This is a genomic window from Amycolatopsis sp. FDAARGOS 1241 (assembly GCF_016889705.1).
Taxonomy (GTDB): Bacteria; Actinomycetota; Actinomycetes; order Mycobacteriales; family Pseudonocardiaceae; genus Amycolatopsis.
This window is the reverse complement of sequence record NZ_CP069526.1, coordinates 8,679,352-8,705,854: the sequence shown is the minus strand read 5'-3', so window position 1 is coordinate 8,705,854 and position 26,503 is coordinate 8,679,352. Positions and strand designations below refer to the sequence as shown.

Below are 26,503 nucleotides of genomic sequence, written 5' to 3'. Positions count from 1 at the left end.
GATCCCTTCTCTGTTCTTTCCACCGGCACTCAGCGGCCGGAGGTGTGGGGGGACGGTGTGGCGCCGAGGAACGGCAGCACCTCCGCACCGTCCAGCAGGGCCGACAGCGCGAGCAGCACGCCCGCGCTCCCGGTGCTGACGTCGGTCGACAGGCGCAGCAGCTGGTTGCCCGGAAAGGCGAGGCCACCGCGGTAGGGAACGGCGTGCCACGAAAGCCGCGCGAGGTGGAGATCCACAGCGGACCGCACGCGGTCAGAGGGAGCCCCGTCGAAGGACAGCGCCGCCATCAGGCCCGAGCGCCCGTGCAGCAGTCCCGGCTGGATCACGAACTCGCCCCGGCACGCCTCGCGCAGCGCCGGCAGGCTCGCGCACGCCGCGGCGCCCGGTGAGTGCCGCGCCAGCTGCTCGGTCACCATCAGGATCCCGGCGCTCCCGATGCCCGCGTACGGCAGCGTCCGCCGCTCGCCGTCGCGGACCTGGAGGGAGCCGTCGTCCGCGGTGACGCATTCTTCGAGGTCGCGGCGCAGCGCCTGGTCCGCGAACGAGAGCCAGGCGGGCTCACCGGTCCGCTCGTACAGCCGCACGAACAGCAGCGCCGGCCCCGACCAGCCGCTCAGCCGTCCCGCCCGCGCGAACTTCCCGGGCGGCGCCGCCGTCTCCAGCCTCTGCGCGAGCCGCACGGCGGTGCTCAGCGCCTGGCGGCCGAACTCGTTGTCCCCGCGGGTCGTCGTGAAGTGCAGCTGCGTCAGCGCGATGCCGGCGAGCCCGCCCTCCAGCGCGTGGTCCGTCGTCTGCTCCACCAGCGCCCGCGACGCGGCCAGCAGCGAGCTCGCCGCATCGTGGTGGCCGAAGTTCTCCAGCACGTACGCGATGCCGTGGCTCCCGTCGAAGAACCCCGGCCGCGCGGGTGGCTCGCGGCGCACGTGCTCGAGCAGCCACTGCTCGTGCTCCGGGAACCGGCCGGCCCCCGCGACGGCCAGCGCGTGCAGCACCCCTGCCGCGCCGAAGCCGAAACACGCGCCGCCCACGCGGAACTGCTCGATGTCACCGGGGAACAACCGGTCCGTTCGCTCCGGTGTCGAAGCCGACAACACCGCTTCCGCGATCTGCGAGCGCACCACCGACCAGTCGGGCCGCTCCTCGTCGAGCTCCGTGCGCGGGACGGCGGCCCCGGGCACCCCGAGCACCCGCACCAGCTCATCCGCGTACCCGTCGGGCAGCCCGAACCGCCGCTGTGTGAACTCCGCCGCCCCGCGCAGTTTCGCCGGCGCGAGCTCCAGCAGCGTCGCGAGCGGCAGGAACAGCCACAGCCCCAGCATCGCCAGCGCGTAGCGGTCGATGTCGAACCCGTGCCGGTCGGCCGGCGTGCGGAACCCGGGCGCGCCCAGCGCCGGCCGCTCGCCCGAAGCCACGTCGAGCGCCATTTCGAAGTCGATCAGCGACACCGTGTCGTCGTCGGCCGCCAGCACGTTCAGCGCGTGCAGGTCGCCGAACACGATCAGGCGTTCGTGCAGGTCCCCGACGATGTGCTCCACTCGCGCGAGCACACCGAGCGCCCGGTCGCGGTAGGCCAGCAGGTCGGCGTCGGTGCTGTGGCGGCGCGTGAGCGGGTAGTGCAGCGCGAGCCAGTTGCCCAGCGAGGTCACCGGCATCCGCTGCATCGCCAGGTAGTGGTGCTCCCACACGGTGAACCGCTTGTAGGCGTCCGGAACGCCCGGAACGTCCGCCAGCCGCTCGAGCACCTCGTGCTCGCGCCGCAACCGCTCGACGGCGTCCACCAGCGCCCGGTCGAGACCGGCGTGCGGCCGCGCCTCCTTCAGCACCACGGTCCGGCCGTGCACTTTGTGCTCGGCCAGGTACACGCCGCCGCCGTTGGAGAAGTGCAGGGAGCTCGTGACGCGGTACGGGAACTGCCCTGGGTCGCCGCCTTTGCGTGCCGCCAGGCTCGTGTCCAGACATGCCGGAATCTTCACCCAATCGGGTACCGAGAAAACGGGCTCCCGTCGATCGGGAACGGGCGTACCGTCGGGTTTGCGGATCGCGAGCACCCGCGTTCCGTCGTGTTCAACCCATTGTTCGGCGAATCCGACATAACGAACGTACAACGGTCCGGAACCGTAGCGGAGATCGCTCAAGACATAAGCGCCGTGCTCGCCGTCCAGCCGTGAAGAAAGATCATGAAGAACCCGTTCGAGTTCCCGGGTGTCCCCCGGATAAATGAACGATCTTGCCGCTTCCGTCGCGCGGTGCGTATTTGGAATTCCGCGCCAGCAGGATCGCCCGAGACCGCAGGTGCTTGAACGCGACCCGGTGGTCCACGCAGTACTCGTGCACCGCCGCCAGCACGCGGTCCGCATTGTCCATTCCGGCCGAAACGTGCACCTTCCAGCCCTGTTCCGGCAGGTTGGAGCCCTGCGGGTGCAGCACGCGCCAGATGCCGCGCGTCCCGACCGTCCACATCGGTCCCGGTGCCGGCAAGTCCGCGGCGAAGTCGTCGGCGGCCGTTGCGCTCATCCGTTGTTCGTCGAAGAACAATGGATCGGCGAAGCAGAACGCTTCGTACCGGACGTCCATGAAACCGATCCCCTCCGCCTGCTCCCGAATCCGTGTTTCCGGAAACGTTGACGAGGAATATTCCCGCACGTCGGAGGTGCAACGGCCAATCCGCCAACCCGGGCGTTCGGCTGGGCTGATCAGGGTAGCCACCACTGGCCACGGGGCCGGATTCCGGGAACCCTGAGTGATTCTCGACCACTCGGTCGTGGTGTAACGCTCGGCGCGTTCGCCGTCGACGCAGGTCGAGCAAAGACCAGAACGACTGTAGCGCGGAATTGGCAGAACGCCATCAACGGATTCCGGTGAGCCGTTTTCCGGGCGCCCCGAGCTGGGGACTGCTCCGTCCACACGCGACAGGGCGGTGGTGTCCCGGGCCACGTCCGCGCACCTCGGCGAAGGGGTCTGCAATGGTCTCCGGGTACGTTGGGGCCGGCGCGGCAGAAGGAGGAACGGGTGATTCTCGGGTTCGCGGTGGCGGTAGCGGGTTGCGCGCTGCTCGTCGCGGTGTGGAGCTTCGTGCAGTCGGCACGCAACAAGCTCCCCGACACCCCGCTGCTCGTCGCGCTCGCCGTGGTGGAGCTGCTGCTCGTGGCCCAGCTGGTGGTCGGCGTCGTGCTGCTGATCAGCGGGGAACGGCCGGGCAGCCTGGCCACCTTCCTCGCCTACCTGATCGGCTGCCTCGTCGTGCTGCCAATCGGCGCGGTGTGGGCGCTGGCCGAGCGGAGCCGGTCGAGCACGGTCGTGCTCGGCATCGCCTGCCTGGCCATCCCGGTGATGGTGCTGCGACTGAACGAGGTGTGGAGTGGAGCGAGCGCGTAATACGGCCACGGGCCCCGGCCGGGTGCTGGTCGCGGTCTACGCGATCTTCGCGCTGGCCGCGACGTCGCGGGCCGTCGTGCAGATCCTCACGAAGTACCACGAAGCGCCGCTGGCCTACGTGCTCTCGGCCCTCGCCGGCGTGATCTACCTCGTGGCCACGGTCGCCCTGGCCATCGGCGGCGAACGCTGGTGGCGCGTCGCGCTCGTCGCGTGCAGCGTCGAGCTCCTCGGCGTGCTCACCATCGGCACCCTGAGCATCTTCGACCGCCAGGCGTTCCCCGACGCAACGGTGTGGTCGGTCTACGGCCAGGGCTACTACTTCATCCCGGCCGTGCTGCCGCTCATCGGGCTCTACTGGCTCTGGCGCACGGCGCCGAAACGCGTCTCGGCCTGACCGGCCGCGCAACCACTGCGGAGAACCGCACTCGATCCCGCGGAAACAGGGAGTCGCGGGCTGATTCTCGCCGGTGAGGGGACCGCGGCGGGAAGGGTCACCGGCCTCTGGCGGTTGTGCAAGGGAGAAGCCGTCGCCAGAGCGGAACGAGGAGACCATGTCCCAGGCAGCGCAGAAGATCCCCGGCCCCGACCACCCGATCACCGTCGAACCCAACGCGGCGCGCGTGGTCGTGAAGCTCGGCGACGCGGTCATCGCCGACACCACCCGCGCCCAGGTGCTGCGTGAGGCCGGCTACCCGGCCGTGCAGTACATCCCGCGCGAAGACGTCGACTTCAGCGCGCTCGCGCGCACCGAGCACCACACGTACTGCCCGTACAAGGGCGACGCGTCGTACTACTCCCTCCCCGCGGTCGGCTCGGCCGGCGACAACGCGGTGTGGACGTACGAGGAGCCGTACGACGCGGTGTCCCCGATCAAGGACCACCTCGCGTTCTACCCGAACCGCGTGTCGATCGAGGAGACCTCGGCCTGACACACCCCGGCTGACGAGCGAAAGCCGGGCGCGCCCCACGGAGCGCGCCCGGCCTGTTGAGCCCGGGTGCGGGGCTGAGACCCCGCCCGCACCGGAACTCAGTGCATCACGGTCAGCTGCGCCGAACCCGTCACACCACCGCTGGCCACCGAGATGGTGACCGGGCCGGCGCGCCGGGCCGTGATCCTGCCCGTCTTCGCGTCGACCGTGGCCACCTTCGGGTCGCTCGACGACCAGACGTGCGAGGCCGGGTCGGCGATCGGCATCGTCGTGGCCGGCAGGTTGTCCCCGCCGACCTCGGCGCCGATGGCGGAAGCGGTGCCGGACGCACCGGCCCGCAGGGCGGGCACCGTCACCGCGATCGAGGACAGCACCGGCTCCACCGAGAACTGCACGTCACCGCGAGCGGTGTGCAGCAGCACGAAGTGGTAGATGCCGCCCTCGTCCGAAGGCGCGTACGCCGGCATGCCGAGATCCGCGATCGTCAGCTGCGGGATGCCGCCGGCGGCCGGGGTGCTCGGGTTGCCCAGCGGGTCGATGACCTGGTCGGCGAACCCGCGCGCGTGGCCGTACAGCATCACGACGTGCTTGTCGGGGTGCGTCTGCTGGTAGCGCTGCACCAGCCGCACGTACATGCGCGCTTCCCACCAGTCGCTGAACTGGCTGTTCGCCACCGGGTGCGGGTCGTAGGCCGGCATGTGCGTGGTCACCAGCACGGTCGGTGACGTGGTGTCCGTGAGCTGCTTGACCAGCCACGGGTACTGCGGCTCGGCGGGCACCTGGAAGGCGTCCGCCGACTGCAGGCTGCCGTGCGAGTTGTCGGTCACGATCACCTGCGCGTCCACGGCCTGGTACGCGTAGTGCGTGTTGCCGAAGACCTGGGCGAAGTTGCCGTTCTCCGGCAGCGAGCCCTGGCTGATCTCGTGGTTGCCGACCACGTCGTGATAGGGCAGCCCGAGCGCGGCGATCTTCGACTGCGCGTACTGCAGGTCCGCGGGCTGGCCGTCGTCCGACATGTCGCCCAGCGTCTGCACCGAAGACGGCCGCGCCTGCGCCGGCAGCTGCGGCAGCCGGGCCTTGATCGCGTCCATGACGTTCGAAGACGCCGAACCCGGGTCACTCGCCACGAGGTGCGCGTCGTCGCCCAGCAGCATCGTCGAGCCCGAACGCGAGAAGTCCGCGGCGTTCTCCGAGAACTTCAGCCATGACGGGTTCTGCGGGATCGCCTGGTACGGCGGCGTCACCGGCGGACGCGGTGAGTACAGCGCCTGCAGGCCGCTCACGTTCAGCGTGCCCGACGTCGTCTGGCTGGGATTGATCGTGAGGAAGTCGACGAAGCTGATCCGCAGCGGGAAGTTCAGCCCCGGCGGCAGCGTCGCGATCGCCAGGCGCCAGTCCTTCCACGTCACCGTGGTCGGGTACAGCGTGGTGGTGGCGCCGTCGATGCCGAGGTACGACTCGGCCAGCTGGATGCCGGTGCCGTCGCCCTTGACCCACACACCGATGCCGGTCGGGTTCTGGCCGTCGGCGTTGGCGCCCGCGGTGATCGTCGACTTCGGCGACAGCACGAGCTGCTTCACGCCCGAACCGGCAGGCATCGTGTACGTCAGCTGCGTCGATGCCGCCGCCGTCGAACCCGGCGGGACCACGCCCGGAGCGGCGACCATCGTGACCGGCTGACCCGTGGTGTTGCGCAGGTTCCAGGCCGTCGGGTCGCTGAAGTCGTCGAGCTCCTGCGAAACGCTGCCGATGGCGACCGTCGCGGTCGCCGTGGCGCCGCCGACCTTCGCCGTCACCTTCTCCACTCCGGAGCCGGTCGCGGCGGCCGTGAAGACGCCGGACCCGTCGACGCCGCCCAGGGCGGGGTCGCTCACCGACCAGGTCGCGGCAGCCGCGGGGATGGCCACAGCGGTGCCGGTCGACGTCGAGCCCGAGAGCGTGAACGTCTGCGTCCCGCCGTTGTTCAGGTCCGGATCGGCCGGCGAGACCCGCAGCGAACCCAGCCGGTCGACCACGCGCAGCGGCTGCACGGAGACCGCGATGCCCGCGCGGGCGATCAGCACCCCGACGCCGGCACGGCCCGCGGTGAACTGGCCGTCGTGCCACGAACCGAGCGTCGACGGCACGACCTGCACCGAAGCCTTCTCGCGCGCCGGGTTGCCCAGCGAGTCGAGGCCGTACGCGGGTACCGGGACGGTCGCGCCGGGCACGGTGTCCACTCCCTGACCGCCGTTGAGCACCGCGGAGCGCGCGAGACCGGGAGCCTGTTCGGTGGAGTAGAGGAAAAGGCCGTTCGCGACCGGCCGCTCGTGGCCGTCCGACGGGCTGTTCATCACCGAAACGGCCGGGTCACCGGGCTTGCGGGCCACCATCTCGGTCGAGCCGCCGCCGTCGAAGAGCACGGCGTTGTACGCGCCGTGGGCCACCATGTAGCCGGCGACCTGCGCCGGGCTCACGCCCACGGCCGTGCTCGCGCCGAGGCGGCCATCGAGCGTGGCGATGATCGTGCGCTTGCCGTCCTTGCTCACGCCGACGACGGTCTCGGGGTTGACACCGCCGGGCGGGTTGCCGGTCGGGTCGTCGTAGACCGCGCCGTCCTTGACCAGCATGGTCGAGCCGGACAGCAGCTGCCTGAGGCCACCGGTGTCAGTCGCGACGGTCACTGAGTCACCGACGTGGACGGTGCCCGACAGCCACGCCGCGCCCGCACCGCCGCCGAGCAGGCCGAGCCGGCCCGTCGGCAGGGCGGGCGCGGCGGTGACGCCGGTCTGCACGGAGTCGACGACGAGCGTGCCGGGCTTCGTCTCGTGGCCGAGCACCAGCGTGCCGGCGGGCAGGCTGGTCGCGCCGCCGAGGTCCGGGGTCAGTTCGGTGATACCGCCGGTCGCGACGTCGTTGAGAACGTTGACAGAAGTCAGTTTCGTGCTGGTGGCGCCGTCGGTGATCGAGCCGGTGAACGACTGCGGGCCGAGCACCATCGTGCCGTCGGCGCGAACGCCGAGCTGGGCGTTGAAGTTCGGGCGAGGGCTCTTCAGCAGCTTGCCGTTCGTGATGACGCCGCCGAGCGGGCGGCCGCTCGCGTTGATCTCGAAGAAGTCGCCGTTGACCCCCGCGACCGCGTGGGTGCGGCCGGCCATCGAGCTGACCGTCTCGTCGGCCGGGTTGGTGATCACGTCACCGGCTTCGACCACACCGAGCCGCACGTTCGGGTCCGCCAGGTTCACGTCCAGCACCTGTGTGTGCTGGCGGCCGCCGACGGTGTCGTAGGTCTCGGAGTACTGCGTCACGCCGCGCGTGACGGTGGTCGGCGGCGTTTTCGTCTGGTCGACGACGAGACTCCAGTTGGCGGGGGTGGCCGGCAGCCACGGCTGGGGCGCGGCCGACGCGTGCGCCGTGCCGGTGGCGCCGACGGCGACCACACTTCCCGCGAGCAACGCGGCCACGACCGCGCTGCTTCTTCGGCTCCTTGTCAAGACAACTCCTCGTTCCGGTGCACAGGGGCGTGCCCGCCCAGCCCAGCACCGCTGCGTGACAACGAAATGTCCCCAGGTCGGCAACGAGGAGTGCGGCAGGGGACGGGTTGGCCGACTGTCTCCGTAGCAAGGTTCGTACCACCGTCACGTATCTCATAGCGGTGATACGGATTGCCTCTAGCGCGGATACGAATCGCGTTGTAACGTTGGTACCAACAAAGCGAAACATTGATACGGAGACTGAGATGACTGAGACCACCACCCCGCGCGTCGCGATCGTCACCGGAGGTTCGGGCGGGATCGGCCGGGTCGTGGCCGAGCGCCTGGCCGCGGACGGCATGCACGTGCTGGTGCACTACGCCGGCAACGCCGCCCGGGCCGAACAGGTCGTCGCCGCGATCACCGCCGCCGGCGGGGTGGCCAGCGCCGCGGGCGCCGACGTGGCCGACGACGCCCAGGTCGCGGCCCTGTTCGACACGGCCGAACAGCGCTACGGCGGGATCGACGTGGTCGTGCACACCGCCGGGATCATGCTGCTGTCCCCGCTGGTGGAGCTCGACCTGGACGTGCTCGACCGCATGCACCGCACCAACATCCGCGGCACCTTCGTGGTCGACCAGCAGGCCGCCCGCCGCCTGCGCCCCGGCGGCGCGCTGATCAACTTCTCGAGCTCGGTCACCAAGCTCGCGCTGCCCGACTACACCGCCTACGCCGCCTCCAAGGGCGCGGTCGACGCGATCACCCTGATCCTGGCCCGCGAACTGCGCGGGCGCGACATCACCGTCAACGCCGTGGCCCCCGGCCCGACCGCGACCCCGCTGTTCCTCGAGGGCAAACCCCAGGAAGTCATCGACCGCCTCGCCAAGGTCCCGCCGCTGGAGCGCCTCGCCCTGCCCGAAGACGTCTCCGAAGCCGTCGCCTTCCTCGCCGGCCCCGCCCGCTGGGTCAACGGCCAGGTCCTCTACGTCAACGGCGGAGCCATCGCCTGACCCACCGCCACCAGGCGCGATCCGTTCAAAGGAGAACTCCCATGTCCCAGACCATCCTCATCACCGGTGCCTCCAGCGGGTTCGGCGCGCTGACCGCCCGCGCACTCGCCGACGAAGGCCACACCGTCTACGCCGGCATGCGCGAGACGGCCGGCCGCAACGCCCCCCAGGTCGAAGCCGCCGCGCAGTACGCCGAGGACCACGGCGTCGACCTGCGCGCGATCGAGCTCGACGTGAACTCCCAGGACTCCGTGGACGCCGCCGTCGCGCAGATCGGTGAGCTCGACGTGCTGATCCACAACGCGGGCCACATGGTCACCGGGCCCGCCGAGGCGTTCACGCCGGAGCAGCTGGCGGAGCTCTACAACGTCAACGTGCTCAGTACGCAGCGCGTCAACCGCGCGGTCCTGCCGGGCATGCGCCACCGCGGCCAGGGTCTTGTCGTGTGGGTCTCCAGTTCCAGCGTGAAGGGTGGCACCCCGCCCTACCTCGCCCCCTACTTCGCCGCCAAGGCCGGCATGGACTCCCTCGCCGTCAGCTACGCCGCCGAACTCGCCCGCTGGGGTGTCGAAACGTCCATCGTGGTTCCCGGCTCGTTCACGTCCGGGACGAACCACTTCGCACACTCGGGCCACCCCGCGGACACCGCCGTGGAGGCCGAGTACGAAGCCAAGTACGCCGGCCTGGTGGAGCAGGTGGCCGGCAAACTCGCCGCGCTGGCCCCCGAAAACGCCGACGCGTCCCTCGTCTCCGACGAGATCGCCCGCATCGTGGCTCTGCCCCGCGGCGAACGTCCGTACCGCGTCCACATCGACCCGGCCGACGACGGTTCCGAAGAGGCCTCCGACGTCGCCGACCGCATCCGCCGGGAGTTCCTGACGCGGATCGAACTGCAGGACCTGCTTTCCGTGCAGGCGTGAACTGTTCCGGACGGGGGACGGGAGCCTGGCTTCCCTCCCCCGTCCGCGTGGGCTAACCGAGCCGGATCACGATCCCCGTCAGTCCGCTCAGGACGCTCGCCACGCCCGCGCGCACGGCGGCCGCCGCGCGGACCGGTGTGAAGGACGCCGGGTCGTAGCCCGTGGAAGTGGTCAGGCCTTCGCCGCGGAAGGTGGCGCCGGGCCAGTTGGCGGCGGTGACGTTGGCGGTGGGTTCGGCGAGTTCGGCGCCGAGCACGAGGAACTGTTGCCGCAGGTGGTTTGCGGTGACCAGGGTCAGCGCGTCGACGAGCCGGCTGCCGGCCGCGACGACGAGGTCGGGGGACAGGCGCAGCGCCTCGTCGATGCGATCGGTGTACTGGCCGGGGTCGTCGGCCTTCACCGTCTTCAGGCTGACCTGCTCAGCCGAAGCCCAGTCGCGCACGGCGGATACGAGGGTGGCGGTCTGCGCGTCGTCGCCGGCGGTCAGCAGCACGACGCGGTAGCCCGGCGCCGGGTGGACCTCGTCCCAGGAGCCGGGCCGGGGCGTGATCGTCGCCTCGGGTGTCGGGGGCGCGGTGGTGAAGCCGGGGCCCAGGACGCCGACCGCGGCCGGCACGGCGTGCGGGCCGGACCAGTCGTCGTCCGCGCCGCACCCGGCGAACAGCGCGGCGGCCAGCGCGCCGACGGCCAGAACTCGTGAACGCAAGCCGGATCGTCCTCCCGGGAAGTCAGCGGGTCGCGTCCTTCCTACCCGATCGGCGCCGGATTTCCGCTCCGCGGCCTTTCTCCGTCAGAATCCGGTCGCTGCCTGTTCGCCCGTCCTCTGCCCGTTGTTCGTTTGCGCCCAGCAAGGTGCGTCGGACAACGGAAAGGGGAAGTTCATGCCCCGAGTGCTCGTGGTCCTCGCCTTCGCCGCGCTGGCCCTGCTCGCCGGCAGCGCACCCGCGCTCGCCCACGGCTTTTCGTCGACGGCGTACGTCGACGTCACCTCACCCGGCACCGGGCACGTCCGCGCCGAACTCGGCCTCGAGTACGACCTGCTCGTCGTCTCGGCCGCCGACTACGAGCACGACGATCCGCTGTTCCGGCAGGGCACCGCCGCGTTCGACGCCCACGACCCGGCCGCCCAGGCAGCGGCGCTCGACGCCCACGCGGCCACGATCGTCAAGTACGTCACCGAACGCTTCCAGGTCACCACACAAACCCCGTGCGCCCCCGCAACGGACGGCGCCTTCCGCATCGAGCAACGCGAAGGTGTGCCGTACGCGGTGTTCGCGCTCGACTACCGTTGCGACCGCGCCGACGCCCACGAGGTCCACAGCACGCTGTTCCCCGACTCCGAGGGCTACGTCCGCGACACCAAGACGATCGTGACCTACGACCTCGACCTCACCTCCGGCGGCGCCGTCCTCGACGCGAACCAGCGGTCGTTCTCCACGCAGCAGTCCGTGGGCGCGCGGTTCTGGGAGTTCTTCCGGCTCGGCGCCGAACACCTGCTCACCGGGCTGGACCACATCCTGTTCCTGCTCGCGCTCATCGCCGGTTCCCGCCGCCTGCGCGAGATCGTGCTGGCGGCGACCACGTTCACGCTCGCCCACTCCGTCACGTTCGTGCTGGCAGCGCTCGGTCTGGTGACCGTGCCCGCCGCGATCATCGAACCCCTCATCGCGCTGTCGATCGCCGTTGTCGCCGCTTGGCCGCTCTGGCGGCTGTGGCGCCGCCGGTCGAACCCCGCCGAGTTCGAGCTGGCCGGCGAAGGTCACTTGAGCCTCGACCGGGCCGGCTGGATCCGGCTCGCGGTGGTCTTCTGCTTCGGTCTCGCGCACGGGCTCGGGTTCGCCTCGGCGTTGGGTATCGACACCGCGTGGTCGTGGACGCTGCTGTGGTCACTGCTCGTGTTCAACCTCGGCATCGAGGTGGTGCAGCTGGCGATCATCGCGATCGTGTTCCCGCTGCTCGTGCTGGTGCGCCGCCGGTCGCTCGCCGCTCCACAGTGGACGACGGGGCTGATCGCGGCGGCGGTCTCGGTGATGGGCCTGACGTGGTTCGTCGAGCGGATCGCCGCGGGTTGACCGCGAGTTCTTCCAGACCGGGCTACCGCCCCTTCGGGCGTTGTTCACCTACCGCACATCGAAGCCGTAAACGCTACCAACCGGTCTTCTCGACCCAATGACCCGAAAGGGAAGCAAATCCGATGAAACCTTCCAGATCCGGGCGGCACCTCGCCCTCGGTGTCACCGCGGCGGCACTCGGCCTCACCGTCGCGTTCTCCGGCGGCTCGGCGGTCGCCGCACCGGCGCCCACGGCCTCGACGGCGTCCGGCATCGTCCTCGGCGTCGGCGCCGAGGAGTCGCAGCGCGTCGTCAGTTGGTACTCCTCGACCGGCGCGGCCCAGGTCGTGCAGGTCGTCCCCACCAATCGCCTCGACCACGGGCAGTTCCCGCGCACCGCCCAGGAGTTCCCGGCCACCGTCGCCGCGAACACCGTCAACGGCGGGTTCAACGCCCACGCCATCATCGACGGCCTGAAGCAGCGCACCAGCTACTCCTACCGCGTCGGGTCCGGCAGCAGCTGGTCGCCGACCTACACCTTCAAGACGCAGGAGTTCAAGGGCGACTTCGACTTCCTGTTCTACGGTGACCCGCAGATCGGCTCCTCGGGCGACACCGCCAAGGACGGCGCGGGGTGGGCCGACACCCTGAAGGTGTCGCTGGCCGCCAACCCGAACGCCGAGCTGCTCGTCTCCGGTGGTGACCAGGTCGAGAGCGCGAACACCGAGACCCAGTGGGACGCGTTCCTCGGCTCGGACAAGCTGCGCCAGTACCCGTGGGCCGCCACCATCGGCAACCACGACGTCGGCGGCAAGGCCTACGAGCAGCACTTCTGGACGCCCAACACCGATCGCTCGGCGCCGTTCTACAACGGCACGCCCGACACGCGCTCCGGCGGCGACTACTGGTTCACCTACAAGGACGTGCTGTTCATCGACCTGAACAGCAACGCCTACGCCAACGGTGCCGACGACGCGCACATCGGGTACGTCACCGACGTCATCAATAAGCACGGTGCCAAGGCGAAGTACACGGTGCTCGTCTACCACCACTCGATCTACTCGCCGGCCGACCACGCCAACGACGGCGACAACCAGCTGCGCCGCCAGGACTTCCCGACCGCGTTCTCGAACCTCGGGGTCGACCTGGTGCTGCAGGGGCACGACCACAGCTACTCCCGCAGCTACGTGATCAAGAACGGCAAGAAGGCCAACCCGGCCGAGCAGCCGGGCGCCACGCAGGTGGCGCAGGGCCCGGGCGGGGTCGTCTACGTGACGGCGAACTCCGCGTCGGGGTCGAAGTACTACGACCTCACCGACCCGGACACCACGAAGGACCCGAACTACGGGGCCGACCCGCTCAACCCGGACAACCACTGGGCCAACTCCGTGGAGAACCAGGAGCACGTGCGCACGTACGTGAAGGTCGAGGTCCGTGACGACAAGCTCGTGGTCCAGGACGTGCGCAGCGGCACCTGCGCCGCCCCGAACGCCGCGGTGGAGCGCGGCAACGTCTCGTGGTGCGGCCCCGACGAGGGTGCGACCCAGGCGAAGCCGGTCGGGTCCACTGTGGACAAGGTGGTCATCCACCCGTACCGGAGCAACGGCCACGGGCACGACGACGACCACGGCCACGGTGGCAGTCACCAGGGTGACCCGTGCTGGACCCGCCAGTCCGGCCAGAGCGGTTCCACCCTCACCGCGCTGAGCTGAGCCACTCGTTGTTCGCGGTGGGGACGGGTGCCCGCGGGTGCCCGTCCCCACCGTCCCTTCCCGTCAGACCCGAGGACCTCCAGATGCGCCGTACCTTCGCCCACCTCGCCACCGCGGTTCTGCTCGCCACCACCGGATTCGCCGCCGTTGCACCGATTCCCGCGGCCGCGCAGGGCGACGTGCCGTGGACCGTCGGCACGGCGGCCAACGAGTTCGGCGCCGACCGGGCGAACTACAGCTACACGGCGGAGCCGGGGGAGCAGGTGCGCGACGGCCTCGTGGTCACCAACCGTGGCACCGCGCCGCTCGACCTCGCCGTGTACAGCGCGGACGCGTTCACGACCGCGGCCGGGCAGCTCGACCTCGTCACCCACGGCACCCGCTCGTACGGCGTGGGCGCGTGGGTGCACCCGGCGGCCGACCACGTGACGCTGGAGCCCGGCGAATCAGCCGACGTGCCCTTCGCCCTCACCATCCCGCCCGACGCGACCGCCGGCGACCACCTCGGCGGCCTCGTCACCTCGGTGCAGCAGGGCGACGTCGAGCGCCGGGTCGGCCTCCGCATCCGCCTGCGCGTCGGCGGCGCCCTGACCCCGCAGCTGTCCGTCGAGGACGCGCGCGTCGACTACTCGGGCACCCCGAACCCCTTCGGCACCGGCGAAGCCACCCTGTCGTACACGATCCGCAACACGGGCAACGCCATCACCGCGGCCCGGCAGACCGCCTCCGTCACCGGCCCCTTCGGCACCTTCGCCACCCCGGCCGTCCCCATCCCCGACTCGCCGCAGCTCCTACCGGGCGAAACCTGGCACGTCGCCGCTCCAGTCCACGGCGTCGTGCCCGCCGTGCGCCTGTCCGCCGCCGTCTCCGTGGTCCCGCTCCTCACCGACGCCTCGGGCTCGACCGCGCCGCTCCCCGCCGTCGCCTCGAGCCCCGGCGGGTGGGCCGTGCCGTGGACGCTCCTGATCGTTCTCGTCGTCGTCTGCGCGCTCGCTGCCGTTCTCCTCGCGCGCCGCCGCCACCGGAAGACCGAAGTGGACACCGAGGCGGCGGAAGAGGTCTCTGCCACCGCCGGGAACTAGGGCGTGCTGACAATGCCTTGGTCCAGGTGATCACGGTATGCAGGAAGACCGCGGACTGATCGACGAGGGCGAGCTTGTCGAAGCGGGTGGCCGGGCCTTGCCACTGCTTGAGCAGGTTGAATCGTCGTTCGACGACGTTGCGGCAGCGATAGCCGGCCGGGTCCAACCCGGGTGGGGAGCCACCTTGGGAACCACGGCGTTTGCGGTGTCCGGCCTGGTCAGCGGGTTCGGGGATCACGGCGACGGTCCCGGGGCGCGTAGGTAACCGAGGATCGCGTCCGCAGAGTAGGCCTGGTTGCCGCGGGCGCGGTCGGGCCGGGCCCGGGCCGCGTCCGACACGGGCGACGTGCAAATGTCCCATGAGGTGCGGGAACATCGGCGCGTCAGCATCCTGACCAGGACCGACCAGAGCTACCGGTGGTCGGCGTTCCCATCGGCGAGGTGATGGATCTTCGTGCTCCAGCACCACGGGAACGGCCGACCGCGTGATCAGGCGGCTCGCTCGGCATTTCCGTGTAGTTCGACCCACCCCCTGCGGCACGCCCGATGGTGGTGGCGTGCTGATGTGCCCGCGCGATCGTGGAATCCACCGACACCGCCCAATCCACCGACACCGCCCAATCCACCGACACCGCCCAATCCACCAGCCCAGCCGCGTCTGCTGCGGTCAGCGGACGCGGCAACCACCACGTCCCAGGTCCCCTCGCCGGCCAGCCGACGGTGCCAGGTCCGGATCGCCTGCCACGGACCGAACACGGTCGGCACATCCCGCCACGCGATCCCACACCGAGACCGGTAGATGATCCCTTCCACCGACGCCCGCGCATCCGAAAAACAGACGACCGCGCCTACCGGCAGCAGACGCTTCGATCAACACCCACTGCTCGTCTGACAGCGTCTGAAACCGCGACACAACCGGAAGGATCCGAGCTGCCACGCACCATGTTTGCCAGACATGGTCCTAGCCGACCGGCTGCCGCTGTGGCTCGTCGGGTCCGACTACCGCGGCTCGATCTGCTGCTTCGAGAACCATGACGTGCGCCCGTCCTCTGCGGCGGATCACGGATGCCGATCGAAGACCCGGCGGCACGACGACCACCCCTGCTCGATGCAGCCCCAGTTCCCCGGCCTGACTCGCGCGGCCGGGGCGCCCCGGCCGCGCGCAACGCGGAGGTGACCTGCGAAAACGAGTGGGCCGCCAGGGGCTCGAACCCTGGACCCGAAGATTAAAAGTCTCCTGCTCTACCAACTGAGCTAGCGGCCCGCAGGGTTAGTTTAGCGGGCACGGGTCGCTCGATCGGCAGCGCAACCCCGTTGATCCTCGTCACGTCGCCGGAGAGGCGGCCTGGTCCTGGGCGAGGAGGACGTGGGCGAGTCGGGTCACGTCGCGGGGGAGGCGGCCTGGTCCTGGGCGAGGGGGCGACGTCGACGACCCGCGCGAGGCGTTGGCATCGCTGTGTGGTTGCCGGCGAGCGGGTCCTCCGGGATCGGCCTTCGACCCCGGAGGCGCGGCTCGGCCGGCGAGCCCATCGGCCGGCGGGCCCATTCGCCGCTCGGAGCTCCCCAGGTGCGGCGGACCGTCCACAGGGGATCAGCGGACCCGGTCGTAGACCATCGCCATCTCGCCGAAGTCGCCGGTCTCGTGCAGCGACAGCTTCCACTTCGTCGCGGGGAGGCCGTCTTCGAAGAGGCGGCTGCCGCCGCCCGCGATTTCGGGGGTGATCATGAGGTAGAGGCGGTCGAGGAGATCGGCCTGCAGGAGGGCTTTGATCACGGTCGTGCTGTTGTTCACGAGGATGTCGCCCGTGCCGGTGGCCTTGAGTTCGGTCACGACGTCGGCGGTGGGCGCGTTGACGATGCGCGCTCGGGGCCACGGAGCGTCCGTCAGGGTGCTCGACAGCACCACCTTCTCCGTGTCCACCAGCCATTTCGCGTAGCCGCGGTCGCGCGGGTCGGCGTTGTCATCGCCCGCGACGGACGGCCAGAAGCCCAGGAAACCCTCGGCGTTGAGGCGGCCGAGGACGGCCGTGGTGGCGCCTTCGTGCAGGCGGGCCAGGTGGTTGCGGGCCACCTCGGTGGTCGCGTACGGGATGATCGCGGCCAGGTCGCCCGGGCCGCCGACGCCGTGGTAGCGGCCGTCGAGGGTGAGGCTGATGTTGGCGGTAACTCTGCGGGTCATCTCTGTGCTCCTTTGATGGTTTCGGTGAGGTTGTCGAGGACCTGCCCCCAGCCGGTCTCGATGCCGGCGATGGCCGGCGCCGCCTCGACGGTCGTGTCGGTGATGCGCAGCCCCAGCCGCAGCCGGGTGCCTTCGGGGACTTCGTCGAGCTCCAGGTCGTACTCGGCGGTGTACGAGGCGTCGCCGAGCACGGCCAGGTCGAACACGAGCCGTTCGTTCTCCGTGGCTTCTTGCACGTGGCCTTCCGAACGGTACCGGCCCTCGGCGTCGCGGAACTCGAGCACCGCGTCACCGTGCGGCCGCGGATCCAGGACGACCTCCACCACCGCCAGCGACGGTGGCGCCCACCAGGTCGCCAGCTTTTCCGGCTCGACCCAGTACCGCCACACGACGTCGGGCGGCGCGGGCACGAGGCGTTCGAACGAGAACTCCCGTCCGTCCGCCCACCGCTCCCGGACCGCGGCCGCCGTCTCGGCGTCGAGGGCCGCCTGGTAGCGCGCGAGCACGTCCCGCTCGCCCGCCTGCGCCTCGGCCTTCCGGACCAGCTCGCCGATCTCCAGCCCGAACTCCCGCAGCGGCTCCGCTTCGAGTGCGTACACCCGCTTCTGCCCGAGTGGCGCCACGGACACCACGCCGGCCCTCGCGAGCGCCTGCAAGTGCTTCGTTGTCTGCGGCTGCCGCAACCCCGTGAGCTCCACGAGCTCCCCCACGGACCTCGGCCTCTCCGCCAGCCACCCGACGATGCGCCATCGCGCCTCGTCACCCAGCACCGCTGCGATCTCGTTCACGAGGAGAAGTATTCCCCAAGGTGAATATTCTTGTCAAGGAATATCTATGACGAGGCTCTGGCCTGCACAAATCGCCTGTCGGCCTGAAGTCGATCTTGCTTCCGCGGATCGAGGGGAACGCCGGCCGCGGTGGGGCTGGTCGTGCCCCGAGTCGTCGATGTGCTCGGATGGGGCAAAAGCGAGCCCGGCTCGGTGCCGCTCGTGATCAGCCAGTACCAGTTCGAGGGCGACACCGGCCGCGATCCGGCGACACACATCACGCAGCCGCCGCGCCTGCAGCAGAACCAAAGCAGTACTTCCGGGGTGGCGAACAGTTCCGGGCCGACCTGCGCATCCGCACGGGCGACAACGCGGGCTGTTCGGCGGACCACCCGCACGTCGCCGGGAAGCCGGTGGTCGTGACCTCGAAGATCGGCGACGGCAAGGTGTGCTTCATTCCGGTGGGCCAGCACAACCGCACCTGAGGTACCAGGCGGGCCGGCCCGAGGTGACCATCTCGTCGTCCGCCGCCGACACGTACGAGGACAACGACACGGTTTCCCGCGTGCTGTACGGCCTGTCCGTCAAGATCGCGGACCGGCTGAAGCAGCTCCCGTGATCAGCGGCCTTCGGCCTTCAACCGAGCTGCTTCCCGGCGCACCTCGGCCTGCGTCGCGCGCTCGTGCTCGAGCCACGACGGCGCCGACGCCTTGATCTCCTCGATCTCGGCCGTCGTCAGCGCGTCCGTGAGGCCGGCCCGCGCGAGGCCGCCGATCGAGATGCCCAGCTTGGCGGCCACCACGGGACGCGGGTGGGGCCCGTTCTGCCGCAGCGAGCGCAGCCACTCAGGCGGGTCCGACTGGAGCGCGTTCAGCTCGTCCCGCGACACGACGCCCGACTGGAAGGACTCGGGGGTCGCCGGGAGGTAGATGCCGAGCTTCTTCGCGGCGGTGGCCGGCTTCATCGTCTGCGGGCGCGAGGTCATGGGGCCCAGCGTAACGACCGTCGGTAACCTGGCCCCGTGACCGGCCCGGACGTACCGCCCTCGTTCAAGCTCGGCTACGTCCCGGGTGTGAGCCCGGGCAAGTGGGTGCGCACGTGGGAAGAGCGCTACCCCGGCGTACCGCTCCACCTCGAGCAGGTCACCAACACCGAGGCCAGGCCCAAGATCCACGACCGAGAAGTCGACGCCGCGCTCCTCCGGCTCCCCGTCGACCGCGAAGGGCTGCACGCCATCCCGCTCTACACCGAGACCACCGTCGTCGTGGTGCCCAAGGACCACGTGGTCGCGGCGGCGGACGAGATCACCACAGCCGACCTCGCCGGCGAAGTCCTCCTCCACCCGCACGACGACACCCTCGACTGGCCCCGCCCGCCCGGCACCGTCGCCGGCCACCGGCCCGCGACGACGGCCGACGCGATCGAGCTCGTGGCCGCCGGCGTCGGGCTGCTCGTGGTGCCGATGTCGCTCGCGCGCCTGCACCACCGCCGCGACCTCACGTACCGGCCGATCACCGACGTCCCCGAGTCCCGCGTCGCGTTGTCCTGGCTCGAAGACGAGACGACGGACCTCATGGAGCAGTTCATCGGCATCGTCCGCGGCCGCACGGTCAACAGCACCCGCGGCCGCGCACCCCAGCCGAAACAGCCGAAACAACCGCAGGCCAAGCAGCCGCGGAAACCCAGATCGCTGCCCAGACGGGGTAGACGCAAGTAGTCCGCCTCGGCCGTTCGGCCGGATCTCCCCACCGATCCCCGGCCGATCGGCCACGCCACCCCGGCCCTTCAGGTGATCAAGACGACCCCGGTTCCCGCCAGGCTCGGACCCCGGACCGACCGAACCGGGACACGAGGTGATTGTGGACATGAACTTCGGCAGGTGGCTGCACGCGCGAGCCACCTGGGTGCGCGCCGCCACGCACCGCAAGCTGGTCTTCGCCGCCGTCGCGGTGCTGGTCACGGGGGCCGTGGTCGCCCTCGTCGGCAACCTCGACTCCGTCGACCTGCAGATCTACCGCTTCGGCGCCGAAGCCGTTTTCCGCGGCGACGACCTCTACGGCCCGCTCCCCGTCCCGACCACGGGCACCCCGCTGCCGTTCATCTACCCGCCGTTCGCCGCCGTCGTGTTCATGGTGATGACGCTCCCGCCGCTGTCCGTGGCGTCGGTCCTCATGGACCTCGTTTCGCTCGCGTCGCTCTGGGCCGCCCTGTACGCCGCGGTCCGGCGGCTCTGGAGCGCGAAACCGGCCGCGCTCACCGCCACCGGCCTCGCCGTCGCGGCGCTGGCTTTCGAACCGGTGCGTTCGACCATCTACTTCGGACAGATCAACCTCGTCCTCATGGCGCTGGTCGCCGTCGACTGCCTTACGCCCAACCCGCGCTGGCCCCGCGGCGTGCTCGTCGGCCTGGCCGCCGCGATCAAGGTGACACCCGCCGGGTTCCTGCTGTTCTTCTTGCTCACCAAGGATTTCCGCGCCGCCCGCAACGCCGTGCTCGCCGGCGCCGGCGCGACCCTGCTGGGTTTCCTCGTCGACCCGCGCGCCTCCGTCGAGTACTTCTTCCACGGCGGCCTCACCGGCGCGGGCGGGCTCAGCGGTTCGCCCTACGCCACCAACCAGACCATCGAAGGCGCCCTCAACCGCCTCGCCCTCGCGCCCTTCGCGCACGACGTCGCGTGGTTCGCCCTCTCCGCGTTCGTCCTGGTCGCGGCCGTGGTCGTGATGCGCCGCGTCGACGGCCCGCTCGCGTTCGTCGTCAACGCGACGGCCGTGCTCGTCCTCTCGCCGATCTCGTGGTCGCACCACTGGGTCTGGGTCGCGCCCGCGCTGCTGATCCTCGCCGCCCGCGTCCGCACGATCCGCGGCGGCGCGATGCTGGCCGTGGTCACCGCCGTCTTCATCACCGCACCCCACGGCTTCCTCCCGTCCGACCACCTGCGTGAACTCGGCTGGTCGCCCTGGGAACACCTCGTCGGCGACTCCTACCTCCTGCTCGGGCTCGGGCTCGTCACCTGGCTGCTCGTCTCGACCCAGCCGGCCACCGTGGCGGAACCCGCGCTGCAATCGAGATGACACCCAGGACCGTCCGCGCCGCGCCGGGGTTCCTGCCGAAAGCGCCACAAGCGTGGCCGAGCACCAAGGAGCACGAACAGCAGCTGAGCCCCGCTCGGACCCGGCCCGCCGCACGAATGCCCGCTTGTACGGCGGGTTTTCCCGTGAATACCGAACGGAATTCATAATCACGAAACAGAACAATTTGCCGACCGCATCGAGTGAAGAACCGGGCCGATCTGTCACATTGCGGCGGAGGGCAGAGGGCCGAGCCGGTGAACCGGCTGCTCTGTTCGGGCGAATTCCACCACGCCGCCGCGAGTGAAGGTCCAGACCAGTGTGGCACGCCATGATCACACGCAGCGTTACCTCAGGAGCAGCGAAGAGTGGCGAAAACTCGGAATTCCGTGGTCAGTGGAGCGCTCCGAGTCCGCATTCCCGAACGAACCGCCCACTGGTGCTCGCCGTCCGGATGAGAGGGCGCTAATATCCGGGTCCCGTCGTCGACGGCGTGGGGATCGGCACCCGACGGCGGGAAAAGTGGAAAGCGCGCTTTTTACCGAGCGAAAGTACGGCCTGCACACCGGACGCGAGGACTTGAAGCCATGTCGGAACAACTGCCCGCCCGCCACGCGCAGCAGCGCAGGCCCGCCGTCCCGGCCACGGTCGCCGTGCCGGTGACGGCGGTCGTCGCCGGTGCGCTGTGGGCGTGGGTGACGCTGGAGGTGCCGGCGGTAAACCGGGTGCTCGTCGCGGCGGCCGCGGCCGTCACCTGGATCGCGCTGTGCGCCGCGGTGTACGTCGCCACGCGCCGGTCGTCCGCGCTCGAAGCGGCCGAGGCGAGCGCCGGCCAGGCCCGGGCCGAAGCCGAAGCCGCGAACCAGCACGCCGAAGCCCAGAGCGCGCAGCTGGGCCAGCTCGTCGACCAGACCATTCCGGGCCTGGTCGCGCTCCTGCGCGACGGCAAGAGCGCCAGCGACGTCTACGCCGCCACCCCGCGTCCGGAGAACCAGGTCCACGAGCGGCTGGTGCGCACCTTCGTCGACGAGATCGCCCTCGGCGAGCGCCGCCGCGCGGCCGCCACCGCCGCGTGCGCGAACGCCGCCGGCCGCGTGCAGGCGCTGTCCACCAGCATCCTCGCCGACCTGCGCGAGATGGAGAACCACTGCCCCGAGGACATGCTGGGCGAGGTCCTCAAGGTCGACCACAGCACGGCGCAGGCCGGCCGCCTCGCCGACTCGATCGCGGTGCTCACGGGCGCGCGCTCCGGCCGCCGCTGGGCGAAGCCGATCCGCATGGAGAGCATCCTGCGCGGCGCCATGGGCCGCATCGGCGCCTACCAGCGCGTGCGCCTCCACTCGACGAGCGGCAGCGCCGTCGCCGGGTACGCCGCCGAGGACGTCATGCACGCCCTGGCCGAGCTGATGGACAACGCCACCAAGTTCTCCGCGCCCTCGGAAGAGGTCCACGTCTACGTCGAGGACCTCCACAACGGCGCCGTGATCACCATCGAAGACGGCGGCCTCGGCATGAAGCCGCAGGCGCTCGAACGCGCCGAGAAAGCCGTGGCGCAGAACGAGAAGCTCGACCTCACGATGATCTCCGGCACCCGCCTCGGCCTCGCCGTCGTCGGCCAGCTCGCGCGCAAGCACCAGCTGCACGTGTTCTTCCGCCCGTCCTCGCGCGGCGGCACCGGCGTGGTCCTGCGCATCCCCAACCACCTGATCACGCAGCCGCGCCCGGAGCCGCTCGCCGAGCCCGAGCCGCAGCGCGAAGTGCGCCAGCCGGCCCTGGGCCAGACGCTCGAAGCACTCGAGACCGGCACCCGCGGCACGCTCGAACCCGTGCTGCTCACCGAGTCGGGCGGCCTGCCGAAGCGCCCGCGCGGCCAAACGCTCGCCGCGTCGCGCCAGCTCGGCGCCGCGAGTCCCGGCCCGAGTCCCAGCCCGCGCCCGGCGAGCCGCACCCACGCCGATAGCGGCGCGCGGTTCGGCGCCTTCCAGCAGAGCCGCACCCGCCGGGTCGCGGCCGCGCCGGCCGAGTCGCCCGCGGACACCGATGACCACGACTGAGCCCGCTTCCCAGCTGCCGCACCGGAATCCCCAGATTGGAGTGTGGGGGCCCGCGCCGTCCGCCCCCCGAGCCTCGATGAACACCCAGAACACGAACCTCGAATGGCTGCTGGAGAACCTCGTGGGCAACACGCCCGGGGCTGTCCACGCGCTCGTGCTGTCCAAGGACGGCCTCAAGCTCTGCCACACCGCCGGGCTCTCGGTCGACAAGGCCGACCAGCTGGCAGCGATCGCCGCCGGCGTGCAGGCGCTGTCCCACGGCGCGTCGGCCGAATTCGGTGACGGCAGCGGCGGCATCCGCAACTCGATGACCGAGTTCCACGGCGGCATCCTGTTCATCGTCGAGGCCGGCCTCGGTGCCCACCTCGCCGTGATCGCCGCCGAGGAAGCCGACGTCGGCCTCATCGGGCACAACATGGACGAGCTGGTCGAGCAGATCGGCGCGTTCCTGACCTCCGCTCCGCGCTACGCGCAGGCCGGTCCGACGGCATGATCCGCCGCGCCGTCGAGGAAGAGGACCCCGACCGCCTCTACACGCTCACGGGCGGCCGCAGCCGCACCGACGACCTGGAGCTCGACCTCGTCACGATCATCGTCGCCGAATCGGCGCCGTCGGCCGGGATGCAGTCGGAGCACGTGAGGATTCTGCGGATCACGCGGCACCCGACGTCGGTCGTCGAGCTCTCGTCGGAGCTGTCGCTACCGGTGAGCGTGGTGAAGATCCTGGTCACGGACCTCCTCGACAGCGGCAAGGTGTCGGCCCGGCACCCCTCCTTCGCGCAGGCACCCAAGTCCATCCCCGACTCCGAATTCCTCAAGAAGGTGCTCGTTGGACTCCGCAATCTCTGAACGCACCACTCGTGCCCCGCTGGCCGCCACCGCGGCCGACGGGCTGAAGATCGTGATCGTCGGGGGCTTCGGCGTCGGCAAGACCACGATGGTCCGCTCCGTGAGCGAGATCCGTCCGCTGAGCACCGAAGAAACGATGACGCAGGCCGGCATCGGCATCGACCACGGCCTGCAGGGCAAGACCACCACCACGGTCGCGTTCGACTTCGGCCGCATCAGCCTCGACGAGCGCATGGTGCTGTACTTGTTCGGCGCACCGGGCCAGGAGCGCTTCTGGTTCCTGTGGGACCGCCTCTTCTCCGGCACGCTCGGCGCGGTGGTGCTCGTGGACACCCGCCGCCTGGCCGATTCCTGGTACGCGATCGACCGGCTCGAGCACCACGGCACGCCGTTCATCGTGGCGCGCAACAACTTCGAGCCACCCGCCCATGACCTGAGCCAGGTACGCGACGCGCTCGACCTGTCGCCCGACGTGCCCTTGATCGACTGTGACGCGCGCAGCCGCGAGTCCTCCAAGCAGGTGCTCATCTCACTCGTCGATCACCTCTACTCGCTGTCCACCGCCCGGGAGAACCAGCCGTGACCGACCACCAGCGCCCCGATGGGTCCACTGAGGACTACGTCAAGCTCTACGGCAGGCAGTTCCAGGAAGATCCCGCCACGCTCTACGGGCAGATCCGTGCGCAGTATGGCGGCGTCGCTCCGGTGTTGCTCGACGGCGACGTGCCCGCGTGGCTGGTCTGCGGTTACCGCGAGCTCCACCAGGTCACCAGCGATTCACAGCTGTTCGCGCGCGACACGCGCCGCTGGAACCAGTGGGACACCGTGCCGGCCGACTGGCCGCTGCTGCCGTACGTGGCGCACAACCCGTCGGTGATGTTCACCGAGGCGATGGAGCACCGCCGCCGCGCGGGCGCGATCGGCGACGCACTGTCCGCTGTGGACCAGTTCGACCTCCGCCAACACTGCGAGCAGATCGCCGACCGGCTCATCGACACCTTCGCCGGCACCGGTGAAGCCGACCTGATCACGCAGTACGCGCAGCAGATCCCGCTGCTGGTCATCGCGAAGATGTACGGCATGCCGGAGGCCGAGACCCCGGCGCTGGTGCGCGACGTCGCGATGTCGCTGGACGTGGGCCCCGACGCGATCCCCGCGTACGGCCGGGTGCAGGAGGCCATGGGCCGGTTGCTGCAGCTCAAGCACCGCGCGCCCGGCCTCGACGTGCCGTCGCACATGATGCAGAGCGCCGCCAACCTCACCGATGCCGAGATCGTGCAGGACCTGCTGGTGGTCACGGCAGCCGCTCAGCAGCCGACGGCCAACTGGATCGGCAACACGATCCGGCTCATGCTCACCGACGACCGCTTCGCGATGACGCTTTCGGGCGGCCGCGGGAGCGTCGGCGAAGCCCTCAACGAGGTCCTCTGGCACGACACGCCCACGCAGAACTTCATCGGCCGCTTCGCCACGCGCGACACCCAGCTGGGCGGTCGCCGCATCCGCACCGGCGACATGCTGGTGCTGGGTCTCGCCGCGGCGAACGCCGACCCCCACGTGCGCCCCGATCTCGCCGGGGGCGCGGCGGGGAACCACGCGCACATGTCGTTCGGCCACGGCGAGCACGGCTGTCCGCACCCCGCTCCCGAGGTCGCAGAAGTCATCGCCCGCACGACCGTCGAGGTGCTGCTCGACCGCCTGCCCGACCTGTCGCTGTCGGTACCGGACCACGCACTGCGGTGGCAGAAGTCGATGTGGATGCGCGGGCTGGAGTCACTGCCCGTCACGTTCACTCCGACGTATGTGGCCAGCCACGCCGCTAGTTGGCGCTGAACCGCACCGGCAGGGCGGACGGGCCGCGCGTGAACACCCCCGCTTCGTGGGTGTCCGCATTGTCGGCGAGGCGCAGGTTCGGCATCGCGTCGAGCAGCTGCGCGACGCCCACCTCGATCTCCGTCTTCGCCAGCAGCGCACCGACGCAGAAGTGCCGCCCGAGCGCGAACGACAGGTGGTTCGCGGCGGCGGAGAACGCGGTTTCCGTCGGGAGGTCCGTGCGGAGGATGTCGAACTCGTTCGGGTTCGCGAACCGCCGTGGGTCGCGGTTGGCCGCGCCGATCAGGCACGTCACGGTGCTGCCCGCCGGCACGGAGCCGCCGCCGATCTCGATGTCCTCGGCGGGCTGGCGCATGATCATGTGCACCGGCGGCGTGTAGCGCAGTGTCTCGGCGAAGGCCTTCGGGATCAGGCTGTGGTCGGCGCGCACGGCTTCGAGCTGGTCCGGGTGTTCGAGCAGGTTCTTGAACACGCTGGCGATGGCCTTGTCCGTGGTTTCACCACCGGCGGCCAGGAGCAGGCTGCAGAACGCCTTGATGTCCTCGTCGCTCATCCGCGTGCCGTCGACCTCGGCCGAGCAGAGTGTGGAGAGCAGGTCCTCACCCAGGTTCTCGCGGCGCTCGCGGATGATCGGCAGCAGGTACTCCGCCAGCTCCTCACGCGTGCGCACCCCGGCAGCGGCGACGTCCGGGTCCTGGCTGAGGTTGCCGAGGAACGCGATGATCGCGGTGTACCAGCGCTGGAACCGCTCGTGGTCGCTCTGGTCCAGGCCGAGCATGTCCACGATGACGTTGATGGGGAAGTGCCGTGCGTAGTCCTGGACGAGATCGGCTTCGCCCTTGCCGCGGAACGCGTCGATCAGCTGTTGTGAGTTCCGTTCGATGACGGGCCGGAACTTCTGCTCCAGCTCGTTGCCGCGGAACGCCGGCACGACCAGTGCCCGCCGGATCGAGTGCTCGCGCCCGCTCATCTGCAGGATCGTGCGCCCGTGCGCGGGTTCCAGCTGCCAGCTGTAGTTGTCCGTCGTGAACACCGGTTCCCGAAAGGCCCGGGCGACGTCGTCGTAACGCGAAACGATGTAGCTCTGCATCGCTTCGTGCCAGATCAGCGGCTCGTCTTCGAGCATGATGTCGTAGGCGGAATACGGATCGGCCGCGAATTCGGCCGAAAGAATGTCCGGCGCGTGTCGTGCCGTGGTCATGGAGCTCCCTCGCTCGGGCGG

At 70.3% G+C, this 26,503-nt stretch carries 23 protein-coding genes, 1 tRNA gene and 1 pseudogene; 16 read left to right on the top strand and 9 right to left on the bottom strand.

Going from position 1 to position 26,503, the window contains the following annotated elements; all coding sequences use genetic code 11:
* Positions 1-29: 29 nt before the first annotated feature.
* Positions 30-2,574: pseudogene (gene lanKC, locus I6J71_RS42240) on the bottom strand (class III lanthionine synthetase LanKC).
* A 435-nt stretch (positions 2,575-3,009) separates the two neighbouring features.
* Here lanKC and I6J71_RS42235 point away from each other — a divergent pair.
* From I6J71_RS42235 to I6J71_RS42225, 3 genes are all read left to right on the top strand, one after another.
* Positions 3,010-3,375, top strand: a complete 366-nt coding sequence (locus I6J71_RS42235; RefSeq protein WP_204091963.1) for a hypothetical protein — start codon at positions 3,010-3,012, stop codon at positions 3,373-3,375.
* Between the two features lie 22 nt (positions 3,376-3,397).
* A complete protein-coding gene (locus I6J71_RS42230) occupies positions 3,398-3,769 on the top strand; it encodes a hypothetical protein (RefSeq protein WP_304503294.1) in 372 nt (123 codons plus the stop codon).
* 157 nt (positions 3,770-3,926) lie between these two features.
* The gene (locus I6J71_RS42225; RefSeq protein WP_204091961.1) at positions 3,927-4,304 is read left to right on the top strand and encodes a DUF427 domain-containing protein; all 378 of its coding nucleotides are present in this window, start codon (positions 3,927-3,929) and stop codon (positions 4,302-4,304) included.
* Between the two features lie 98 nt (positions 4,305-4,402).
* Here I6J71_RS42225 and I6J71_RS42220 read toward each other — a convergent pair whose 3' ends face one another.
* Positions 4,403-7,747, bottom strand: coding sequence for a phosphodiester glycosidase family protein (locus I6J71_RS42220; protein ID WP_204091960.1), 3,345 nt, complete (start codon positions 7,745-7,747; stop codon positions 4,403-4,405).
* A 275-nt stretch (positions 7,748-8,022) separates the two neighbouring features.
* Here I6J71_RS42220 and I6J71_RS42215 point away from each other — a divergent pair, with 275 nt between their 5' ends.
* The gene (locus I6J71_RS42215) at positions 8,023-8,766 is read left to right on the top strand and encodes an SDR family oxidoreductase (RefSeq protein ID WP_204091959.1); all 744 of its coding nucleotides are present in this window, start codon (positions 8,023-8,025) and stop codon (positions 8,764-8,766) included.
* Positions 8,767-8,807: 41 nt separating this feature from the next.
* Complete coding sequence (locus I6J71_RS42210; RefSeq protein WP_204091958.1) at positions 8,808-9,686, top strand: SDR family oxidoreductase; 879 nt, start codon at positions 8,808-8,810, stop codon at positions 9,684-9,686.
* 52 nt (positions 9,687-9,738) lie between these two features.
* On the opposite strand, the gene I6J71_RS42205 is transcribed toward I6J71_RS42210, so the two are convergent.
* Positions 9,739-10,392: a hypothetical protein gene (locus I6J71_RS42205; RefSeq protein ID WP_239154219.1), complete on the bottom strand. Its 654-nt coding sequence runs from the start codon at positions 10,390-10,392 to the stop codon at positions 9,739-9,741.
* A 175-nt stretch (positions 10,393-10,567) separates the two neighbouring features.
* On the opposite strand from I6J71_RS42205, the gene I6J71_RS42200 reads away from it, so the two are divergent.
* The 3 genes from I6J71_RS42200 (at position 10,568) to I6J71_RS42190 (ending at position 14,531) form a co-directional block, all read left to right on the top strand.
* The gene (locus tag I6J71_RS42200) at positions 10,568-11,758 is read left to right on the top strand and encodes a HupE/UreJ family protein (protein WP_204091957.1); all 1,191 of its coding nucleotides are present in this window, start codon (positions 10,568-10,570) and stop codon (positions 11,756-11,758) included.
* A gap of 122 nt (positions 11,759-11,880) precedes the next feature.
* Positions 11,881-13,449: a metallophosphoesterase family protein gene (locus I6J71_RS42195; RefSeq protein ID WP_204091956.1), complete on the top strand. Its 1,569-nt coding sequence runs from the start codon at positions 11,881-11,883 to the stop codon at positions 13,447-13,449.
* 83 nt (positions 13,450-13,532) lie between these two features.
* Positions 13,533-14,531 carry a WxL protein peptidoglycan domain-containing protein gene (locus tag I6J71_RS42190; protein ID WP_204091955.1) on the top strand — a complete coding sequence of 333 codons (999 nt, stop codon included), beginning with the start codon at positions 13,533-13,535 and terminating at the stop codon, positions 14,529-14,531.
* A 489-nt stretch (positions 14,532-15,020) separates the two neighbouring features.
* Here I6J71_RS42190 and I6J71_RS51480 read toward each other — a convergent pair whose 3' ends face one another.
* From I6J71_RS51480 to I6J71_RS42170, 4 genes are all read right to left on the bottom strand, one after another.
* Positions 15,021-15,344 carry a transposase gene (locus tag I6J71_RS51480; RefSeq protein WP_204091954.1) on the bottom strand — a complete coding sequence of 108 codons (324 nt, stop codon included), beginning with the start codon at positions 15,342-15,344 and terminating at the stop codon, positions 15,021-15,023.
* A 378-nt stretch (positions 15,345-15,722) separates the two neighbouring features.
* Positions 15,723-15,795: transfer RNA gene (locus I6J71_RS42180), tRNA-Lys, on the bottom strand.
* A gap of 327 nt (positions 15,796-16,122) precedes the next feature.
* Positions 16,123-16,710 carry a dihydrofolate reductase family protein gene (locus tag I6J71_RS42175; protein WP_204091953.1) on the bottom strand — a complete coding sequence of 196 codons (588 nt, stop codon included), beginning with the start codon at positions 16,708-16,710 and terminating at the stop codon, positions 16,123-16,125.
* Complete coding sequence (locus tag I6J71_RS42170) at positions 16,707-17,498, bottom strand: metalloregulator ArsR/SmtB family transcription factor (RefSeq protein ID WP_204091952.1); 792 nt, start codon at positions 17,496-17,498, stop codon at positions 16,707-16,709. The genes I6J71_RS42175 and I6J71_RS42170 overlap by 4 nt, the downstream gene beginning before the upstream one ends.
* Positions 17,499-17,627: 129 nt before the next feature.
* On the opposite strand from I6J71_RS42170, the gene I6J71_RS42165 reads away from it, so the two are divergent.
* Positions 17,628-17,900, top strand: a complete 273-nt coding sequence (locus I6J71_RS42165; protein ID WP_204091951.1) for a hypothetical protein — start codon at positions 17,628-17,630, stop codon at positions 17,898-17,900.
* Positions 17,901-18,096: 196 nt separating this feature from the next.
* On the opposite strand, the gene I6J71_RS42160 is transcribed toward I6J71_RS42165, so the two are convergent.
* Positions 18,097-18,462, bottom strand: a complete 366-nt coding sequence (locus I6J71_RS42160; protein ID WP_204091950.1) for a DUF5997 family protein — start codon at positions 18,460-18,462, stop codon at positions 18,097-18,099.
* 36 nt (positions 18,463-18,498) lie between these two features.
* On the opposite strand from I6J71_RS42160, the gene I6J71_RS42155 reads away from it, so the two are divergent.
* The 7 genes from I6J71_RS42155 (at position 18,499) to I6J71_RS42125 (ending at position 25,281) form a co-directional block, all read left to right on the top strand.
* Positions 18,499-19,194 carry a LysR substrate-binding domain-containing protein gene (locus I6J71_RS42155; RefSeq protein WP_204091949.1) on the top strand — a complete coding sequence of 232 codons (696 nt, stop codon included), beginning with the start codon at positions 18,499-18,501 and terminating at the stop codon, positions 19,192-19,194.
* A gap of 148 nt (positions 19,195-19,342) precedes the next feature.
* Positions 19,343-20,548, top strand: a complete 1,206-nt coding sequence (locus I6J71_RS42150; protein WP_204091948.1) for a glycosyltransferase 87 family protein — start codon at positions 19,343-19,345, stop codon at positions 20,546-20,548.
* Positions 20,549-21,132: 584 nt separating this feature from the next.
* A complete protein-coding gene (locus I6J71_RS42145; RefSeq protein WP_204091947.1) occupies positions 21,133-22,599 on the top strand; it encodes an ATP-binding protein in 1,467 nt (488 codons plus the stop codon).
* Positions 22,600-22,675: 76 nt separating this feature from the next.
* Positions 22,676-23,092, top strand: coding sequence for a roadblock/LC7 domain-containing protein (locus I6J71_RS42140; protein WP_204091946.1), 417 nt, complete (start codon positions 22,676-22,678; stop codon positions 23,090-23,092).
* The gene (locus tag I6J71_RS42135) at positions 23,089-23,448 is read left to right on the top strand and encodes a DUF742 domain-containing protein (RefSeq protein WP_204091945.1); all 360 of its coding nucleotides are present in this window, start codon (positions 23,089-23,091) and stop codon (positions 23,446-23,448) included. Before I6J71_RS42140 ends, I6J71_RS42135 begins: the two co-directional genes overlap by 4 nt.
* Positions 23,449-23,500: 52 nt before the next feature.
* On the top strand, positions 23,501-24,031 hold the full coding sequence (locus I6J71_RS42130) for an ATP/GTP-binding protein (RefSeq protein WP_370542253.1): 531 nt from the start codon (positions 23,501-23,503) through the stop codon (positions 24,029-24,031).
* Positions 24,028-25,281 carry a cytochrome P450 gene (locus tag I6J71_RS42125; protein WP_204091943.1) on the top strand — a complete coding sequence of 418 codons (1,254 nt, stop codon included), beginning with the start codon at positions 24,028-24,030 and terminating at the stop codon, positions 25,279-25,281. The genes I6J71_RS42130 and I6J71_RS42125 overlap by 4 nt, the downstream gene beginning before the upstream one ends.
* Here the strand turns inward: I6J71_RS42125 and I6J71_RS42120 are convergent.
* The gene (locus tag I6J71_RS42120) at positions 25,268-26,482 is read right to left on the bottom strand and encodes a cytochrome P450 (protein WP_204091942.1); all 1,215 of its coding nucleotides are present in this window, start codon (positions 26,480-26,482) and stop codon (positions 25,268-25,270) included. The two genes, I6J71_RS42125 and I6J71_RS42120, sit on opposite strands and share 14 nt — an antisense overlap.
* Between the last annotated feature and the right edge of the window lie 21 nt (positions 26,483-26,503).

Excerpts from the sequence above, each read along its gene's own strand:
- I6J71_RS42225 (WP_204091961.1), top strand. The coding sequence starts at position 3,927 with ATGTCCCAGGCAGCGCAGAAGATCCCCGGCCCCGACCACCCGATCACC.
- I6J71_RS42215 (WP_204091959.1), top strand. The coding sequence starts at position 8,023 with ATGACTGAGACCACCACCCCGCGCGTCGCGATCGTCACCGGAGGTTCG.
- I6J71_RS42210 (WP_204091958.1), top strand. The coding sequence starts at position 8,808 with ATGTCCCAGACCATCCTCATCACCGGTGCCTCCAGCGGGTTCGGCGCG.
- I6J71_RS42200 (WP_204091957.1), top strand. The coding sequence starts at position 10,568 with ATGCCCCGAGTGCTCGTGGTCCTCGCCTTCGCCGCGCTGGCCCTGCTC.
- I6J71_RS42195 (WP_204091956.1), top strand. The coding sequence starts at position 11,881 with ATGAAACCTTCCAGATCCGGGCGGCACCTCGCCCTCGGTGTCACCGCG.
- I6J71_RS42190 (WP_204091955.1), top strand. The coding sequence starts at position 13,533 with ATGCGCCGTACCTTCGCCCACCTCGCCACCGCGGTTCTGCTCGCCACC.
- I6J71_RS42175 (WP_204091953.1), bottom strand. The coding sequence starts at position 16,710 with ATGACCCGCAGAGTTACCGCCAACATCAGCCTCACCCTCGACGGCCGC.
- I6J71_RS42160 (WP_204091950.1), bottom strand. The coding sequence starts at position 18,462 with ATGACCTCGCGCCCGCAGACGATGAAGCCGGCCACCGCCGCGAAGAAG.
- I6J71_RS42150 (WP_204091948.1), top strand. The coding sequence starts at position 19,343 with ATGAACTTCGGCAGGTGGCTGCACGCGCGAGCCACCTGGGTGCGCGCC.
- I6J71_RS42145 (WP_204091947.1), top strand. The coding sequence starts at position 21,133 with ATGTCGGAACAACTGCCCGCCCGCCACGCGCAGCAGCGCAGGCCCGCC.
- I6J71_RS42140 (WP_204091946.1), top strand. The coding sequence starts at position 22,676 with ATGAACACCCAGAACACGAACCTCGAATGGCTGCTGGAGAACCTCGTG.
- I6J71_RS42135 (WP_204091945.1), top strand. The coding sequence starts at position 23,089 with ATGATCCGCCGCGCCGTCGAGGAAGAGGACCCCGACCGCCTCTACACG.
- I6J71_RS42120 (WP_204091942.1), bottom strand. The coding sequence starts at position 26,482 with ATGACCACGGCACGACACGCGCCGGACATTCTTTCGGCCGAATTCGCG.